Raw genomic sequence first — 17,432 nt, 5'->3', positions numbered from 1 at the left:
AATGAAAGGTTCTTTTACATGATTATGCTTGCTTGACGACCGAGTCAACTTCAACTGTCCAGCCGAAGATGTCTGGCTGTGTTCCTTTTTGGATGCCAGTAATGGCTTCATACAATTTTTTGGATACTTCGCCTGTTTGACCATTTTGGATCACATATGGCTGATCATGATAAATTAATTCCCCGACAGGAGAGATCACGGCTGCCGTTCCAGTCCCAAAGATTTCTTCAAGCTCGCCAGATTGATGTGCTTCAATTAACTCATCAATTGAAATTTTGCGCTCTGTGACTGGAATTCCCCAATGCTTTAACAGCTCAAGTACAGAGTTACGTGTGATGCCTTCTAAAATGCTGCCGTTCAATTCAGGCGTCACGATTTCTCCGTTGATTTTAAAGAAGATATTCATGCTGCCGACTTCTTCAATGTATTTTTTCTCGACTCCATCAAGCCAAAGAACTTGTGAAAATCCTTTCGTTTCAGCCACTTGCTGTGCTTTAAGGCTTGATGCATAGTTTCCAGCTGTTTTGGCATTTCCTGTTCCACCCTTAACGGCACGGACAAACTCATTTTCAACAGCAATTTTGACCGGATGAATGCCTTCTTTATAGTATGATCCCACTGGAGATAAGATAATGATCAGCTTATACGTGCTAGACGGTGCAACGCCTAAATACGGCTCAGTGGAAATAATGAATGGACGAATATACAAGGAAGTGCCCTCTGCATCAGGTACCCAATCCTTATCAATGCGAATGAGTTCATTTAAGCCCTCTAATACTGTTTCTGAATCAATTTGCGGAATACACAGGCGGTCATTGGATCTGTTTAAGCGTTCCATGTTCTTTTCCGGACGGAATAAGAGAATTTTTTGATCCTCAGAAACATAAGCCTTTAAGCCTTCAAAAACAGATTGACCATAATGGTAGACCATCGAAGCTGGGTCCATTGGAATAGCCTGATAAGGAATAATTCTTGGATCATACCAGCCTTTATCAATTGAATAATCCATCACAAACATGTGATCTGTGAAGATTTTTCCGAATTCAAGTTGATCAGATTGAGGTTTTGGTTTTTTTGTTGAACTAAGTTCAACGCGGATGGGTTGTTTTGGCATTGTAAATCTCCTTGCTGTTTGATTATTTGAAAATTCTAATAATATGAAATAATTATGATTCTATTCTATACCTTCACAAAATATTAGCAATAGGTTTTCTGGAATTCAGACAAGAAAAATCTGTTAAAGCGCTTTCCTTCTCTCTGCTGTCAGTTTGGCTCATCTCCCCCCTTTTTAAAAAAGAAATAAAATCCAAATACTTTATTAACTGATTAATCTGACAATTTAAAAACGAATGGTTTTCCTGTAAGATATTCTTTCAACCATACACCTTTTGACTAGTACATTGCAAGGGACATTGTCATATTTTAATCCTCTTTTTTTTAACCGATAAAGGAAGAAGAGAAGGGAAAGGAGCAAACAACAAGATGAAAAGAGCGATACCAAGCATTTTACTCATTGTATTCATGTCCATGATCAGCTTTGGCTGTCAGGCGATGACAGAGGAAGCTGGTGCTAAGCAAAGCACAGCTTATTACGTAGCAGTAAACGGAAACGACAAAAACCCGGGAACAAAGCAAAAACCTTTCCGCACGCTGAAAAAAGCAGCAAGTATGGCGAAGGCTGGGACAACCATTTACATGAGAGGCGGTACATACAAAGAGAAATTGATTGTCCGTCATTCTGGAACAAAGAAAGCACCCGTTGTCTTTCAAGCTTACGGAAAAGAAAAACCTGTGATTAGCGGGGCATCCCTTAAAGGAAATCAAGCCGATGGCGGTCTTGTCACGGTCGATCAAAAGAGCTACATCACCCTCAAAGGCCTCACTGTAGGACATCTTAAGACGAATAAAGAAGATTTAACACCAGTTGGTATTTTCATCAAAGGAAGCGGTAAAGGCGTAAAACTGCTCAATAACCGAGTGTATGACATTCAGACGAAACATGAAAATGGAAATGCACATGGAATTGCTGTCTATGGGACAAAAGCTCCTGCAGCAATAGAAGACATTGAAATCAAAGGAAATACCGTTGAAAAATTAAAACTGGGCTTCAGTGAAGCGCTTGTGCTAAATGGAAACGTCAAAAAGTTCCGTGTGACACATAACACGGTCCGGCACACTGATAATATTGGCATTGATTTAATTGGTTTCGAGAACGTAGCACCCTCTAAAAAGTATGATCAAGTTAGAAATGGAGTCGTCTCTAGAAACAAGGTATATGAGATTACGAGTGCAGGGAACCCAGCCTATGGAAGCGACATCTCCGCTGGCGGAATTTATGTTGATGGCGGAAAAGACATTGTGATCGATCATAACATCTCACATCACAATGACCTGGGGATTGAAGTCACAAGCGAACATAAAGGAAAAATGGCAGATCGCATCCGCATCGAACACAATCAAGTATATTTAAACCGTTATACAGGCATATCTATTGGCGGCTATGATACGAAGCGTGGCGGTACAACCAATACGACGATTTCACATAATATTTTGTACAAAAATGACACAGCCGGCTTAGAAGGCGGTCAATTGCTGATGCAGTATCAAGCAGTGAACAATCGAATTACGAATAATATCATGACGGCTAGCGCCTCGCATTATTTAGTCGTGAATCTTTATCAAGTGAACCAAAAGAATACCTTCCAGAAGAACGTTTATGATGACCGCAAAGGTGCGAAAGCATCACAGTGGATTTGGCGCGGGAAATGGATGGAAGGCTACAAAACCTATCTCTCTAAAAGCGGTCAAGATAAAGGATCAGCACATCTCAACCCACAATTTGTGAATGAGAAAAAATATGATTTCCGTCTGAAGAAATCATCACCTGCTAAGAAAATTATCGGAAGTTGATGATATTTTAGAAATTTTCAAAAAAGTCATTGACATTGATGTGACATCACATTAAAGTAAAGAAGACATTTCAACGAAAACAAATTTCATAACGGATCTCTTATCAAGAGAGGCAGAGGGACTGGCCCTATGACGCCCAGCAACCGTTTCTATTGTAGAAATTGGTGCTAATTCCTGCAAAGCTGTTACAGCTTTGACAGATAAGAGAGGAAGACTTCCCGATACATGTTTCATGCAACGGTGATCAAGCCTCTCTTTCCAAGAGAGGCTTTTTTTCGTCTCTTTTTCGAATCAAATGCCTGTTTTTACAGGCGTATTACCACATTTTTACCTAGTTTTCCGATGTGAAAAATAAAAACAACTTGAGGAGGAACAGCAATGAAGCGTAAGCATTTTACATCATTTCTTGTCTTATTAACGGCATTAACCGTCCTATTAACAGGCTGCGGCACTGGATCAAGTGCAGGCTCAAAGGCAAATGCAAACGAAAAAGTCTCTTTTGACAATGTACCGAAGCGATTTGCAAAGGGACAGGGGGCAAAAATTAAAGTGATCCGCAAAATTGGAGGAGACGATCATACAGCTCAATTTTTAGCTGGAACGAAGGCAGAAGGTGAAGCACTCGGCTTTACGGTAGATGTCTACACCGCCAATGGTGATACAGCGAAGTTTCATGATGCCATCTCTCAGGCGCTGGAAGAAAATTATGATGGCTTTATCATCTCTCACGGGGACGACGAGGCGACAGTCGCTGATGTGAAAAAGATCACAGCGAAAGGCATTCCGGTTGTAGCGTTTGATTCGAATCCTAAGCTAAAGGACATCAAAGGGGTCACAGTGACGTCTCAAGATGACGAACAATTAGCGAAAAAATCATTAGACGCGCTCGTGGCTGATTTTAAAGGAAAAGCAAATATTGCGTACCTGTGGGTAGATGGATTCCCGCCAATGGTGAGACGAAACAAGGTCTATCAAGAAACGCTTAAACAACATTCAGGGATCAAGGAGCTTGACCGCTTTGGTGTAGCCTCTTCTGATACGTCTGTTCAAACGCAAAATGCAGTAGCAGCCATGCTGAATAAGTATCCAAAGGGCAAACTGGACGCTATTTTTGCTACATGGGATGCCTTTGCCATTGGGGCAGCAAGAGCGTTAAAGGAAGCAGGAAGAACAGAAGTGAAGATTTATGGGATTGATGTGTCAAATGCTGATCTTCAAGAAATGACAGCGAAGGACAGTCCATGGAAGTACACAGCAGCGGTTGATCCGAAGCTCATCGGCGCAGTCGACGTGAGGATTCTTGCGAAGAAAATAGCTGGTGAGAAAACACCATCTTCCTATGACCTTGAGGCCTCTCTCATCTCACAAAAGCAGCTTCAACAAGCAGGAAAAGCCATTAACATGGTCAATCTTGCAGACGAAGTGAAGGGATTCGGTTCATCGACTGCTTTTGAGGAAGATTGGATGAAGACCTTGAAGAAGCATTATACAAAATAAGTGACGTGCACTCTCTTTCCATAGAGGGTGTTTCGTTTTTCAGATGATATCAAGAGAAGGAGGACACCTATGACAGCGCCGCTTGTTCGTATGAAAAATATTTCAATTGAATTCCCAGGGGTCAAAGCTTTAGATCAAGTGAATTTCACATTAAAAAAAGGGACGGTCCATGCACTAATTGGAGCAAATGGTGCTGGGAAGTCCACGTTAATGAAAGTTCTTTCTGGCGCTCATTCCCACTTCGACGGAACCATCCACATCAATGGCCAGGCGGCAACTATTCAAACCCCAAAGGATGCATCCTCATATGGTGTGCAGACGGTCCATCAAGAAGTGGATACGGCTCTTGTCCCCTACTTAAGTGTTGGCGAGAATATGATGATGCATGAGATTGAGAAAAAAACATTTGTCAGCTGGAAAGAGCTGCATCGCAAGGCGGCTCAGTTATTAAAAGAAATGGACATCGACATCTCCACAAAACGACTGGTCAGCGATCTGACCCTTGCTGAAAAACAGATGGTGCTCATTGCTAAGGCCGTTTCCATTCAATGCAGCATTTTAATCTTAGATGAACCAACAGCTCCGCTTAGTCATGCAGAAACAAGCAAATTATTCTCCATGATTGATCGGCTGAAACAGCATGGGACAGGGATCGTGTTTATCTCCCATCGCATGCCTGAAATTTTCACCATCTGTGATGAACTGACAGTGATGCGAAATGGAACGGATGTTGCAGCCCACCTTGTCAAAGACACAAATCCGCAGCAAGTCATTGAAGAAATGCTAGGTGCGCCATTAGAGGAACAATTCCCGTCTCGCAAACCTTTGAAAGATGCACCTATTGTGCTTGAAGTGAAAGAGCTAAACGATCAACACAAATTAAACAACATTCACTTTTATGTCAAAAAAGGAGAAATTCTCGGGATCGCAGGACTTGTCGGTGCTGGAAAAACAGAATTGTGCAAAGCCCTTTTCGGTGCCTCAGAAAAAAAGACGGGGACTGTGCAGCTGCATGGTCAAACCATTCACATCACATCGCCTCATCAAGCTGTGAGAGCTGGAATAGCCCTTGTGCCTGAAGAGCGGAGAAAAGAAGGGGTTCTGACCGAAGAGAGCGTGGGGTGGAACTTAACGGCTGCAAGTCTTCATTCATTTTCACGGATATTCAGCTTCTTACATCGCTCGAAGGAAAAGCAGGGTGCAGGCGACATCGTCAAACGACTTGGTGTCAAAACGCCGTCTCTTGAAGCAAAGGTGAAGCACCTATCTGGTGGAAATCAGCAAAAGGTTGCCATCGGAAAATGGCTGCTGGCTGAGGCAGATGTGTATCTCTTTGATGAACCAACTAAAGGTGTAGACGTTGGAGCGAAAAAAGATATTTTCACTTTGATTGCAGAGCTTGCCGCCCGCGGAAAATCTGTCATTTATGCGTCGAGTGAGCTGTCAGAGATTGCAGGTATCGCTGACCGAGTATACGTGTTATATGATGGCAGCATTGCCCGGGAAATGACTGCACCGACGACTGAAGAGGAGCTTTTATATCATTCAACAGGAGGACAATCATGAGCGAACAACAAATTCCAGCCCCTGTGCAGCAAATCAAAAAACAGCGGCCATCCTTTCATCTGTTTGATTTCTTTTATCGATATGGGACGATTTTAACCATTGTCGTGTTGATTGTGGTATTTGCGGCAGCGAATCCAGCGTTTTTGCAATCGGGAAATATCATCAATATTTTACGGTCTATCTCAATAGTGACCATCATTGCGGTAGGTTTAACCATCTCATTGGCAGTAAACGGTTTTGATTTATCAGTTGGATCAGTCGCTACGCTGTCAAATGCCATTGTCATTTCTATGTTCGTATGGTTCTCGCAAAATCCACTGATTGCAATCCTTTCTGCACTAGCGGCTTCTATCATTGTTGGATTGTTAAATGCATGGATGATCGTCAAAATGAAAATTCCAGATATGCTCATGACATTAGCCATGATGTTTATCATTCAAGGGCTGGCTCAAACGTATACGAAAGGGGCGACCATTTCTGAAAATATGGTGCTGCCTGATGGTACGTTTTCAACAGGAACGATCCCTGCCTTTTTCAGCAAAATCGGACAGGTGCCATATATCATTCTCATTATGGCTGCCATTGTTCTATTTGCGCATGTTTTCATGACCTATACAAAGCACGGCCGATTCATGTACATCATCGGTGGGAATAAGGAAGCGGCTCGATTGTCTGGCATTCATGTGAACAAATACAAAATTGCGGCCTATCTGCTTTCTGCGTTATTTGCAGCGATCGGAGGTATCGTGCTGGCATCAAGGGTGATGACAGCAGAAATTAATGCTGGTGCACCATATTTAATGGATGGAGTAGCGGCTGCTTTTATCGGCTTTTCCGTCATGGGAGCAGGTAAGCCAAACGCATTTGGTACTTTTATCGGGGCTGTACTCATCGGGATCTTACAAAATGGGCTTGTGATGATGTCTGTTCCTTATTATGCAATGGATATTGTGAAAGGTTCTGTGCTGGCTCTTGCACTGGCGCTGACCTATTACAAACAAAGAGGCTAACTGCGTATTTTTTAAAACCATTCGAGTCCTCTCTCCGTCTAGTAAACGGAAAGCGGTACAGCTGCCGTTTCCCAAAAGGAGATGACAAAGAAAATGAATATGTCAGCAACTCATGTTGAAGATTTGAAAAATGTCATGGAAGACTGGAAAAATGAACTATTAGTATATAAATTTGCATTAGATGAAATGGATACAAAGTTTTCGATTATCAGTCAGGAGTATAATTTAATCCATGGACATAACCCTATAGAGCATACAAAATCACGGATCAAATCCTTTGAAAGCATCGTGAATAAACTAGCAAGAAAAGGATGCGATATCACGACACAATGTGCCAAGGAGCATATCCATGATATCGCAGGTGTCCGCATCATCTGTTCTTTTATTCAAGATATCTATAACATTATGGATGTATTGAGGCAAAGAGAGGATTTAAAGATCCTTGAAGTGAAAGACTACATTCAACATCCGAAACCAAATGGCTACAGAAGCCTTCACTTAATTGTTGAGATTCCTGTCTACTTAACGAATCGTGTGGAGTATGTGAAGGTTGAGATTCAGGTACGGACCATAGCGATGGATTTTTGGGCGAGTCTAGAGCATAAAATCTATTATAAACTGCAAAACGATGTTCCTCATCAGTTGACCGATGAACTGAAGGAAGCCGCAGATATTGCCCATTACTTAGATGAAAAAATGCAAAATATCAAACGAGAAATTGATTAACACATAAAAAAGCAGCTGTTTTGATCACAGCTGCTTTTTTCATATTAAGGGTTGGTTCCACGATCCCTCTTTTGAATGATATCTTGAGATTGTGCAGATTTGCTGTCTTTTTGAACGGAAGCACCAATAGAAACACCTGTTATCAATAGGGTAAAAATCGCACTTGTGATAAGCCATTTCTTCATCATACATCACTCCATATTCTTAACAAGTTTTTAAGGATAATGCCTTGTTTCTAAAATAAGAGGATTCTTCATGAAGTCCAAGATCCATTAAGTAAGCAGCTGCATCCTGACAAATAGCTTCAAGATCAACAAGGAAATTCATCGATTCTAATTGATCACAATAAGACTTGATTTGCTCAATCATGTTGTCTGGCTGAATCATAAGTGTTTCTAAAATGGATAATTTAAGTGAAATGTTTCGTTGTTTTAAATTTTCTGCTTTTTGAAGTGAAAGCTGTACATAATAGTGGAACAAACCTGGCTTTTTCAGCTTAAATAGTGCTTTTGTGTAGGCGTACATGGCAAGTAAATAGCCGCCTGGAGAAGAAGTTTCGAATGTTTCTATCATTAAAGCCTTTTCTAGGAGTGGCACAGCTTCACTGTATTCATTTCTTAGACTTTTAATAAAGGCTGCATTGCAATAGGCGTGTCCAAGCAAATCTGGATCTTCCATCTGTTCTAGTGAATGAATTACTTCTTCGAACAACGATTCTGCCTCATCATATTTCGACTGATCCGCATAATTCAAAGCAAGCATCATTTGACAGCTGATTGATTTTTTCACATAACATGGATCTGCATCGTAAATAGATGAAGCCTTCTTTAAGTGGTGGATGGAGAGAAGCGTGGACCTGATATTATAGTAAAGACACCCTGTTTTATAATGAAATTCGGCTTTTTCAATGTCATCATGCACGAGATCTAATTTATCTTCGGCCAATTTTAAATGGTGAAATGCCGTATCCTGATTGCCTCTGCGCATTTCATACATCCCTTTAAAGAAATAGAAATAATAGCTGAGCATATCATCCGTACGGATGGCATTTTCATCAACAAAAAGACTATGATCTAACGAAGCTGTATCTTCTATTAGATCTTTAAAACGGTACTCTAGCAGTTGATAGTAAAGTAAGACGTCTTGATTTTCTTCCATTCGATCAAACGCTTGAAGAATGTCTTCTTTTAACTGGATGGCACCTTGTATCTCTCTTTTTTTCATCATGACATACCAATCATTGAGCATATTTGCTACATCAACGGACGACAAAACACCTGCTTCTGCCAATTCATATCCTCCTTTCTTCATCTATTAAAAACCGTTCTTTTGAATCAACTTTCCATATTCCAGTATATTCTTATATTTTAAGCTCTCTCATGCAGTTTGTAAAACATGTTTTTTGATGTAAATTCAACCAGTAGTGAAAGAAATAGGGAGAAGGCGACATTGTGTATACGCTTACATGTTTTTAGGTAAAAAGAGGGTTTTGAAAAAAATATATTACAATATCAATAAAGCGAGGAAGCCGGTTGTTGAGTTTGCTTTCGTATACTAGAAAAAAACATCATTAATCAAGGTGATGCCTCATTTTTTTGTAAGATTATCTTACATTATAATTGTGAATGACTCTTCTTTTAGAATAAAATGAGTTATTCGCAAAAAAGTAAAATTTAAAGAGACTATTGATCTAGAATTGTATGGATCTTTGGTATTGATAAAAAATATCACACACTATAGCTTTAGCGTGTTATAGTATTATTGTTATTGCGAATATTTAGACAAAACTGACAATGGGGGTCGTGTTTTATGAAGAAATCGATGTTATTGATCATGGGACTAATTGTTGTGCTTGTCATGGCAGCCTGTGGATCAAAATCAGACAGTGGTTCGGGAGAAGGCAAAGGCACATATAAAATTGGGATAGATACAACGTATCCGCCATTTGAATTTGAAAAGGGCGGTAAATATGAAGGCATAGACGTTGATTTAATTAATGCAATCGCAAAAGATCAAGGTTTCAAAGTGAAGCTGGAAGCTATGGACTTCTCAGGTATCATTCCAGCAATGCAGGCAGGACAGCTTGATGTTGGAATGGGCGGGATGAGTATTACAGATGAGCGTAAGAAGAAAGTAGATTTCTCAGATCCTTACTTTGACGCTGGGCTGACAGTTGTTGTGAAAAAGGACAGCAGCATCAAATCAATTAATGATTTAAAGGGGAAAAAGCTAGCTGTTAAAAACGGGACGACTGGTGCAAAGTTTGCATCTGATAACGCAGATAAATATGGGTATGAAGTCGTTCAATTTAATGACAGCCCATCTATGTTCCAAGAAGTATCAAACGGAAATGCAGATGCCTTAATTGAGGATTATCCTGTCATTACGTATGCGATCGCACAACAAGATTTAAAATTGAAAACAGTTGGAGACCGCTTGAATGGAGATCAGTATGGTATCTCTGTCATGAAGGGGAAAAATCAAGACCTATTGAAGAAAATCAATAAAGGTCTGGAGAACCTAAAGAAAAACGGTGAATATGACAAAATTATTGATAAATATTTGAAGTCATAACACAAGCGAGGCGCGCTCCGAGCGCGCTTTCTTTATGTGTCAGCCGTATGTGAATTAGGGAGGGAGAAACATGGATACAATTATTAATGCATTTCCGTATTTAATGGATGGTTTGCAAACCACTTTATATATCTTTGTTGTTGCCATCATTTTAGGATTTATCATCGGGTTAATTGTGGCTTTATTCCGTCTGTCACCATTTAAAATTTTAAATTTCATCGCACTCGTCTTTGTGAATGCCATTCGAGGTACACCATTTATCGTACAGCTATTCTTCATTTATTTTGGTTTAAATACACTTGAATTCATTTCGCTTGATCGAGTGCCCGCAGGGATTATTACAGTAGCGATTAATGCAGGGGCTTATTTCTCAGAAATTATTCGTGCAGGGATTCAGTCTATTGATAAAGGACAAACAGAAGCTGCGCGCTCATTAGGCTTTACAGGGGGACAAAACATGCGCTTTATCGTCCTTCCGCAGGCCTTCCGCCGCATGCTCCCAGCGATTACAAACCAAGCCATCATCAGCTTGAAGGATACATCTCTCTTATCTATTATCGGGATTGCCGATATTATGCAGCGAGGACAAGTTCAAGCATCGGCTACATTTGATCCATTGAATGTCTGGCTCATTGTCGGTGTCATTTATTTCGTGATCATTTATTTACTTTCTCTACTGGCTAGCTACGCAGAAAGGAGATTTGATATCAAATGAGTATGATTACGGTGAAAAACTTAAAGAAATCCTTTGGCGATCACGAAGTCTTAAAGGATATTAATGCAGTCATCGAGGAAAAGGAAGTAGTGTGTGTCATTGGACCTTCTGGATCAGGGAAAAGCACGTTTCTTAGATGCCTCAATAAATTAGAAGATATCACTGCTGGAGAAGTCGTTGTCCACGGACACACAATTACAGACCCAAAGGTGAATATCAATAAAGTACGACAAGAAGTAGGCATGGTGTTTCAGCACTTTAATTTATTCCCTCATAAAACCGTTTTAGAAAACATTACGATCGCACCGATAAAGGTAAAAGGCATTGAAAAGAAGGCAGCAGCCGAAAAAGCGTTAGACTTGCTTGAGAAAGTCGGCTTAAAAGACAAAGCCCAAAGCTACCCTAACCAATTATCCGGTGGACAAAAACAGCGTGTCGCCATTGCAAGAGCCTTGGCAATGGACCCGAAAGTACTATTATTCGATGAGCCGACATCAGCTCTTGATCCTGAAGTTGTGGGTGATGTATTAGCTGTAATGAAACAATTAGCTGTCGAAGGCATGACCATGATTGTGGTGACACATGAAATGGGCTTTGCAAGAGAGGTAGGAGACCGTGTCATCTTTATGGATGGCGGATATATTGTCGAGGAAGACAAACCGGAAGCCCTCTTTGGAAACCCACAGCATGAGCGTACAAAATCATTTCTTAGTAAGGTGTTATAAAAAGAGTAAGGGCATGTATATGCTCTTACTCTTTTCTTTATGAATAAATGGAAGATAGATTTAGCGGCACGATTTCCTAGGAAATATTAGCGCTGGAAGAATTCGATCCATTCTTGATCTGGTCCTCTGAAAAAGAAGTAGCAATATCCATTTGGTAATGTCGTGATTTCTTCATCGATTAATTCAATTTGCAGCTTTTGAATACGATTGAATTCAGCATGAATATTGTCTGTTGTGAAGGCGAGATGATGGACCTTCCCTTCAGATGGCAGGTCACTGCTGTAGCCTTGGATGAGCTCAATTTCCGTTTCTGCTTCATCTTTAAAACCGAGAAATGCAAGCTCAATCACTCCATTTGTATGAGTGATGCGGTCCTTTAATTTCATCCCCACCACTTTTTCATAAAAATCAATCGATTGATCAATATTCGAAACCATAATACCTGTATGATCTAAGCGTAATGTCGTCAAAAGAAGTGCCTCCTCTATGTCATGTTGATATTTTTCTCCTCATCTTATCATAATAGAAGTAACGTATACATTCATATGGTAGGATAGAGAGAGTCAATTTAGGATAAGGATGACACAAATGAAAAAAATCTCATTAAAACAAACATTTGCGGAACAAGTGAAAAAGGGATATCCGCTCATTTCCAAAGATGCAGTATCGAATGTGAACGGTGTACGGGAAGGCGAGCTCATTGAATGGGTGGATGAGCGGGGCGCTTTTTTAGGAAAAGGGTATTATGGTGTGCAAAACAAAGGAATTGGCTGGGTACTAACCTTTGATGCAAACGAAAAAATAGATCAAGCTTTTTTTGTCTCTAGGCTTGAGCAGGCAGCAAAAAGCAGAACGCATTTATTTCGTGATGCACAGACGACTGCTTTTCGTGTGTTCAACGGAGAAGGGGATGGAATTGGCGGCGTCACGATTGATCATTATGACGGATTCTACCTCATCCAATGGTATAGCGAAGGAGTCTATACATTAAAGGCAGAAGTATTGGCTGCACTTGAGCAAGTATATCCAGACTATAAAGGTATTTATGAGAAGAAACGATTTGATACGTCTGGACAGTATATAGAAGATGATGATTTTGTGAAGGGAGAGAAAGGTGAATTTCCTCTCATTGTGAAAGAAAACGGCATGAACGTAGCAGTTTACTTAAATGATGGTGCGATGACGGGCATTTTCCTTGATCAGCGTCATGTGAGAAAAGCGATTCGAGATCGTTATGCAAAGGGAAAGACTGTGCTCAATACGTTTTCTTACACAGGTGCTTTCTCAGTAGCAGCTGCGCTTGGTGGAGCGAGCCGTACGACAAGTGTGGATGTTGCAAACCGTAGCTTGAAAAAAACATCTGAGCAGTTTGAAGTCAATGATATTGATGTGGACGGGCAGGATATCAAAGTCATGGATGTCTTTAAATATTTTCCGTTTGCAGCGAAAAAAGGCTGGACCTATGATCTCGTCATCTTAGATCCGCCATCCTTTGCACGGACGAAGAAGCACACATTCAGTGCGGCGAAGGATTATAAGAAGCTATTAAAAGAAGCCATCCAAATTACAGCTGAGAATGGCGTCATTGTGGCATCAACGAATAGCAGTGCATTTGGCATGAAGAAGTTCAAAGGATTTATTGCGCAGGCCTTTAAAGAATCAGGGAAAACCTATCGGATTCTTGAAGAATATACACTTCCTGAGGATTTTCGTACAACGAAGAATTATCCCGAAGGAAACTATTTAAAGGTTGTCTTCATACAAACATAAGAAAAAGCCATTTCCGATAAGGAATGGCTTTCAGCGTGTAGACAAACCCTCGCATTCGCCCGCAGGTCTGCGCTCCGGTGCTCACGAATGTCAAATTCGCTCCGCTCCGGTACTCGTCCTTCCTAGGGCTGCAAAGGTTTTCTATCATGCTGAAAAGAAGACAAAGTGCTAAAATAAAGAACATTTTAGCATTTTGTCAACAATCTAAAAGCTATTTCCTATAAGGGAAATAGCTTTTTTTATAAGGCAAACGACATGAGGATCGGCGCTGCACATAATGTAATAATGGCTGAAATAATCATCGATACACTTGAGATCGTCCCTGAGACGGAGCTCATTTCAAAGGCTTTCGATGTTCCTGCACCGTGTGCACCTGTTCCAAGCAGGACGCCCATGGCAATGTCATTATCGATGCGGAAGTAACGGATCACCATTGGACCGATAATCGATCCAAACAGTGCGGTTAAAATGACAAAGACAGCCGTAACGGACGGCATGCCGCCGATCATTTCTGACACACTCATTGCTACAGGTGTTGTGACCGATCTTGGGACAAGGCTCTCAATAAGGCCTGTGTCCAGATGAAATAACTTGGCGATAAATGCCGTTGATAAAATCGCAATGATAGAGCCGCAAGCCACATTCAAAAGAATTTCCACTGCATGCTTCTTCAGGATATGAAAATACTTATATAAAGGAATGGCAAAAGCAACAGTCGCAGGCTGCAGCATATTCGTGAGCCATTTCCCGCCTTGATTGTAAGCATCGTAAGGAATGTTGACGATTAACAGCAAGACGACAAGAACAAGCGGAGTGACAAGTAATGGTGAGACATAAACCTTTGGATGCCGTTTGTACACCGCTTTTGATCCGAGATATAAAAGAACTGTTAAGATCAGAAATAGTCCGCCAACTAACATAGCTTTTTTCGCTCCTTTCGTTTCGCAATCATTTGCGTCATGATACCAGTTGAGAGCATGACCACAAACGTACTAATTAAGACGACAAGGATAATACTTGTGCCAGATTGAGAAAGCAGTTTTCCATAATCAATGACACCAACTGCTGATGGAATAAAGAAAAGCAGCAGTTCTCCGAGCAGCCATACGGCGCCAAGTTCTATCCATTTTAATTGAATGATCTTAAAATGAAGTAATAAGAAAATGACAAGAATGCCTAAGATCGTGCCCGGGATTCTTAAATGCAAAAAGGCCGCCAGCACATTCATGAATTTCGCAAAAATAAACAAGACCATAATCTGAAGGGCAGCAATCAGCGGCTTTTTGAGCAATTTCACTTTCTGTTCACTCCTTTTTCTATATAAATTGTTCACTATTTCACAAAAACATGACAACGTTCCAATTGATGAGCTTACTTTAAAGTGTACAGCACGTTTAGTTATAGGTAAAATACATATATCGAATAGTAATTATTCCTTTTGTCTATAGAAAGGATGAAGCATGTGGACATTAGACATTTAACATATTTCTTAGAAGTGGCAAGATTAAAGAGCTTCACGAAAGCATCGCAGTCCCTTTACGTATCACAGCCGACCATTTCCAAGATGGTCAAAAACCTGGAGGATGAGCTGGGGGTGCAGTTGTTTTACCGAAATGGACGGCAGGTTGAAATGACAGATGCCGGCCAAACCATGTATACACAGGCGAGTGAAATCACGCAGTCATTTCAGAATTTAACGAGCGAATTAAATGATTTAATGAATGTGAAAAAAGGGCATATCCGAATCGGACTGCCCCCGATGATTGGGTCAAGTTTCTTCCCGAATGTCATGGGAGAATTCCGCCAGCAATATCCAGATGTCACATTTCAATTGGTCGAGCACGGCTCCATTAAAGTAGAGGAAGGGGTCGAGGATGGGTCGTTAGATATTGGTGTCATTGTTCTGCCTGCAAATGATAAAATTTTTCATACGTACACCATTATTAAAGAGAACATGAAGCTCGTGACGCATCCATCCCATCCGATGGCCGGTCGTGAGGAGGTACATTTAGCTGATTTAAGGGAAGAGTCGTTTATTTTCTTTAGAGAAGATTTTGTTCTGCACAGCCGGATTTTAAATGAATGTATGAATGCGGGATTCCGGCCAAATGTCATTTATGAAACGTCTCAGTGGGATTTCATTAGTGAAATGGTAGCTGAAAACTTAGGGATTGGACTTCTGCCAGAACGAATCTGCCGTGATCTTGATCCTGAAAAGGTAAAGGTCATTTCCCTAAACCCATCAATCCCGTGGCATTTAGGTGTCATTTGGCGAAAAGACCGTTATTTGTCGTTTGCGGCAAGAGAATGGTTAAAGCATACGAAATCTTACGTGTGGGATGCAGAGTAAAAGGGAGGATGATACAGATGAAAACAAGCCGCTCGTCTCAATTATTGGAGAAGGTTCGAGAGGAAAATCCACTCGTTCATAATATCACGAATCAAGTCGTGACGAATTTCACAGCGAATGGACTGCTTGCTTTAGGTGCTTCGCCAGTCATGGCAAACGCCAAAGAAGAAGTGGCTGAAATGGCGCAATTAGCGGATGCACTTGTGCTTAATATTGGCACACTGACCAAGGAGACGGTGGAAGCCATGATTCTCGCTGGACAAGCCGCCAATGAAAAAGGTGTACCTGTTTTGTTAGATCCTGTCGGCGTCGGTGCGACAACGTTTCGAGCGAATGCAGCTAAACAGCTGTTAGAGAATGTGAAAATGACCGTGGTCAGAGGAAATGCTGCTGAGGTGGCTCATTTACTTGGAGTGGACGGCTGGGAATCAAAAGGCGTTGATGTGAAAGCGGCGAATGGAGATGTATCGGCATTAGCCAAACAAGCGTCCATTGTACTTCAGACAATAGTGGTGATCACAGGAAAAGTCGATGTGGTGTCAGATGGAAATGAAGTACTGTCCATTCATAATGGACATGAATGGCTCACCAAGGTGACAGGAACCGGCTGTTTGCTGACATCTATCATAGGAGCATTTTGTGCAGCAGGTGAAAGGCCGCTTCATGCGTCGGCCGCTGCATTGCTGTTTTATGGTGTGGCAGCTGAAAAGGCAGCTCTGCAAACAAAGGATAAAGGACCGGGGACCTTTCAAATGGAATTGTTAAACGCACTATCACACACAACCGGCGATGATGTGCTGACATTAGGGAAATTAGGGGGAGTTTCACATGACAAAGGCTGATCAAGAGCAAATCAAACAGCAATTATCGGTTTATTTTATTATGGGAACAGCAAATTCAACGAGACAGCCGCTTGATGTTGTGAACGAGGCCATTCAAGGCGGAATCACCATGTTTCAATTTCGTGAAAAGGGTGAAAAAGCCTTGCAGGGTGAAGAGAAGAAACAATTGGCTCGTCAAATTCAAGCGCTTTGCCAAGAAGCAAATGTTCCTTTTATTGTGAATGATGATGTACAGCTAGCGATTGATCTTGATGCAGATGGCGTTCATGTTGGACAGGAAGACACAAACGCAAAAGACGTCAGACAAAGGATCGGGAATAAAATATTAGGCGTATCGACGCATAACTTAGATGAAGTGAAACAGGCTATGAAAGACGGAGCAGATTATGTCGGGATGGGCCCAGTCTATCCAACGGAAACGAAAAAGGATACACGCAGTGTCCAGGGAGTGTCTTTGATCACTGAAGTCCGCCGGCATGGCCTTCAAATTCCGATTGTGGGTATCGGAGGGATCACATACGACAACGCTGCACCAGTCATACAAGCTGGAGCAGATGGTGTAAGCATCATTAGTGCTATTAGCCAGAGCGCCGATCCAAAAAAAGCAGCAGAAAAGCTGAAATCACTTGTTGAAGCAGAAAAAGCATCTCTTTGATCTGAGGGAGACATGGATTGAATCAATTCATGTCTTTTCTTATGTCGGGGAAAATAGACAGGCGAGAAACAATTGTGTACAATTATATAGTT

At 41.2% G+C, this 17,432-nt stretch carries 18 protein-coding genes and 1 riboswitch; of the genes, 12 read left to right on the top strand and 6 right to left on the bottom strand.

Annotated features, from left to right (window positions below; genetic code table 11):
• Window positions 1–22 precede the first annotated feature (22 nt).
• Window positions 23–1,114, bottom strand: coding sequence for a branched-chain amino acid aminotransferase (locus QR42_RS17535; protein ID WP_039182437.1), 1,092 nt, complete (start codon window positions 1,112–1,114; stop codon window positions 23–25).
• Between the two features lie 368 nt (window positions 1,115–1,482).
• Here QR42_RS17535 and QR42_RS17530 point away from each other — a divergent pair, with 368 nt between their 5' ends.
• The 5 genes from QR42_RS17530 (at window position 1,483) to QR42_RS17510 (ending at window position 7,709) form a co-directional block, all read left to right on the top strand.
• A complete protein-coding gene (locus tag QR42_RS17530; RefSeq protein WP_039182435.1) occupies window positions 1,483–2,910 on the top strand; it encodes a DUF1565 domain-containing protein in 1,428 nt (475 codons plus the stop codon).
• Window positions 2,911–3,007: 97 nt separating this feature from the next.
• A riboswitch (SAM riboswitch) is annotated at window positions 3,008–3,117 on the top strand.
• Between the two features lie 171 nt (window positions 3,118–3,288).
• The gene (locus tag QR42_RS17525) at window positions 3,289–4,407 is read left to right on the top strand and encodes a sugar ABC transporter substrate-binding protein (RefSeq protein ID WP_039182434.1); all 1,119 of its coding nucleotides are present in this window, start codon (window positions 3,289–3,291) and stop codon (window positions 4,405–4,407) included.
• Window positions 4,408–4,476: 69 nt separating this feature from the next.
• Complete coding sequence (locus QR42_RS17520) at window positions 4,477–5,973, top strand: sugar ABC transporter ATP-binding protein (protein WP_039182431.1); 1,497 nt, start codon at window positions 4,477–4,479, stop codon at window positions 5,971–5,973.
• Complete coding sequence (locus tag QR42_RS17515) at window positions 5,970–6,983, top strand: ABC transporter permease (RefSeq protein ID WP_039182429.1); 1,014 nt, start codon at window positions 5,970–5,972, stop codon at window positions 6,981–6,983. The genes QR42_RS17520 and QR42_RS17515 overlap by 4 nt, the downstream gene beginning before the upstream one ends.
• A gap of 93 nt (window positions 6,984–7,076) precedes the next feature.
• Complete coding sequence (locus tag QR42_RS17510; RefSeq protein WP_039182427.1) at window positions 7,077–7,709, top strand: GTP pyrophosphokinase YwaC; 633 nt, start codon at window positions 7,077–7,079, stop codon at window positions 7,707–7,709.
• 44 nt (window positions 7,710–7,753) lie between these two features.
• On the opposite strand, the gene QR42_RS19510 is transcribed toward QR42_RS17510, so the two are convergent.
• Window positions 7,754–7,894, bottom strand: coding sequence for a hypothetical protein (locus QR42_RS19510; protein ID WP_180272453.1), 141 nt, complete (start codon window positions 7,892–7,894; stop codon window positions 7,754–7,756).
• Window positions 7,895–7,913: 19 nt separating this feature from the next.
• Window positions 7,914–8,999 carry a Rap family tetratricopeptide repeat protein gene (locus tag QR42_RS17505; protein WP_039182425.1) on the bottom strand — a complete coding sequence of 362 codons (1,086 nt, stop codon included), beginning with the start codon at window positions 8,997–8,999 and terminating at the stop codon, window positions 7,914–7,916.
• 519 nt (window positions 9,000–9,518) lie between these two features.
• On the opposite strand from QR42_RS17505, the gene QR42_RS17500 reads away from it, so the two are divergent.
• The 3 genes from QR42_RS17500 (at window position 9,519) to QR42_RS17490 (ending at window position 11,723) form a co-directional block, all read left to right on the top strand.
• On the top strand, window positions 9,519–10,283 hold the full coding sequence (locus QR42_RS17500) for a transporter substrate-binding domain-containing protein (RefSeq protein ID WP_024423857.1): 765 nt from the start codon (window positions 9,519–9,521) through the stop codon (window positions 10,281–10,283).
• Window positions 10,284–10,353: 70 nt separating this feature from the next.
• Window positions 10,354–10,998 (top strand): amino acid ABC transporter permease, encoded by a 645-nt coding sequence (locus QR42_RS17495; RefSeq protein WP_024423856.1) that lies wholly within the window; start codon window positions 10,354–10,356, stop codon window positions 10,996–10,998.
• Window positions 10,995–11,723 carry an amino acid ABC transporter ATP-binding protein gene (locus QR42_RS17490; RefSeq protein ID WP_039182423.1) on the top strand — a complete coding sequence of 243 codons (729 nt, stop codon included), beginning with the start codon at window positions 10,995–10,997 and terminating at the stop codon, window positions 11,721–11,723. The genes QR42_RS17495 and QR42_RS17490 overlap by 4 nt, the downstream gene beginning before the upstream one ends.
• A gap of 86 nt (window positions 11,724–11,809) precedes the next feature.
• Here QR42_RS17490 and QR42_RS17485 read toward each other — a convergent pair whose 3' ends face one another.
• Window positions 11,810–12,193, bottom strand: coding sequence for a glyoxalase GlxA (locus QR42_RS17485; RefSeq protein WP_039182421.1), 384 nt, complete (start codon window positions 12,191–12,193; stop codon window positions 11,810–11,812).
• A gap of 118 nt (window positions 12,194–12,311) precedes the next feature.
• Between QR42_RS17485 and QR42_RS17480 the strand changes: the two genes are divergently transcribed.
• Window positions 12,312–13,493: a class I SAM-dependent rRNA methyltransferase gene (locus QR42_RS17480; protein ID WP_039182418.1), complete on the top strand. Its 1,182-nt coding sequence runs from the start codon at window positions 12,312–12,314 to the stop codon at window positions 13,491–13,493.
• Window positions 13,494–13,732: 239 nt separating this feature from the next.
• Here QR42_RS17480 and QR42_RS17475 read toward each other — a convergent pair whose 3' ends face one another.
• Complete coding sequence (locus tag QR42_RS17475; protein WP_039182414.1) at window positions 13,733–14,413, bottom strand: CidB/LrgB family autolysis modulator; 681 nt, start codon at window positions 14,411–14,413, stop codon at window positions 13,733–13,735.
• Window positions 14,407–14,790 (bottom strand): CidA/LrgA family holin-like protein, encoded by a 384-nt coding sequence (locus tag QR42_RS17470; RefSeq protein WP_081258486.1) that lies wholly within the window; start codon window positions 14,788–14,790, stop codon window positions 14,407–14,409. The genes QR42_RS17475 and QR42_RS17470 overlap by 7 nt, the downstream gene beginning before the upstream one ends.
• Window positions 14,791–14,955: 165 nt before the next feature.
• On the opposite strand from QR42_RS17470, the gene cidR reads away from it, so the two are divergent.
• Genes cidR through thiE form a run of 3 tightly spaced genes read left to right on the top strand, consistent with a single transcriptional unit; the run spans window position 14,956 to window position 17,340 of the window.
• Window positions 14,956–15,843, top strand: a complete 888-nt coding sequence (gene cidR / locus QR42_RS17465; RefSeq protein WP_039182411.1) for a cidABC operon transcriptional activator CidR — start codon at window positions 14,956–14,958, stop codon at window positions 15,841–15,843.
• Between the two features lie 17 nt (window positions 15,844–15,860).
• Window positions 15,861–16,685, top strand: a complete 825-nt coding sequence (gene thiM, locus QR42_RS17460) for a hydroxyethylthiazole kinase (protein ID WP_039182408.1) — start codon at window positions 15,861–15,863, stop codon at window positions 16,683–16,685.
• Window positions 16,672–17,340, top strand: a complete 669-nt coding sequence (gene thiE, locus QR42_RS17455) for a thiamine phosphate synthase (RefSeq protein WP_039182405.1) — start codon at window positions 16,672–16,674, stop codon at window positions 17,338–17,340. The genes thiM and thiE overlap by 14 nt, the downstream gene beginning before the upstream one ends.
• Window positions 17,341–17,432 lie beyond the last annotated feature (92 nt).

This window comes from Bacillus sp. WP8 (assembly GCF_000800825.1).
GTDB classification, from domain to species: Bacteria; Bacillota; Bacilli; order Bacillales; family Bacillaceae; genus Bacillus; species Bacillus safensis.
Note: the sequence above shows the minus strand (reverse complement) of the source record. Positions and strands in the feature narration are given on the sequence as shown.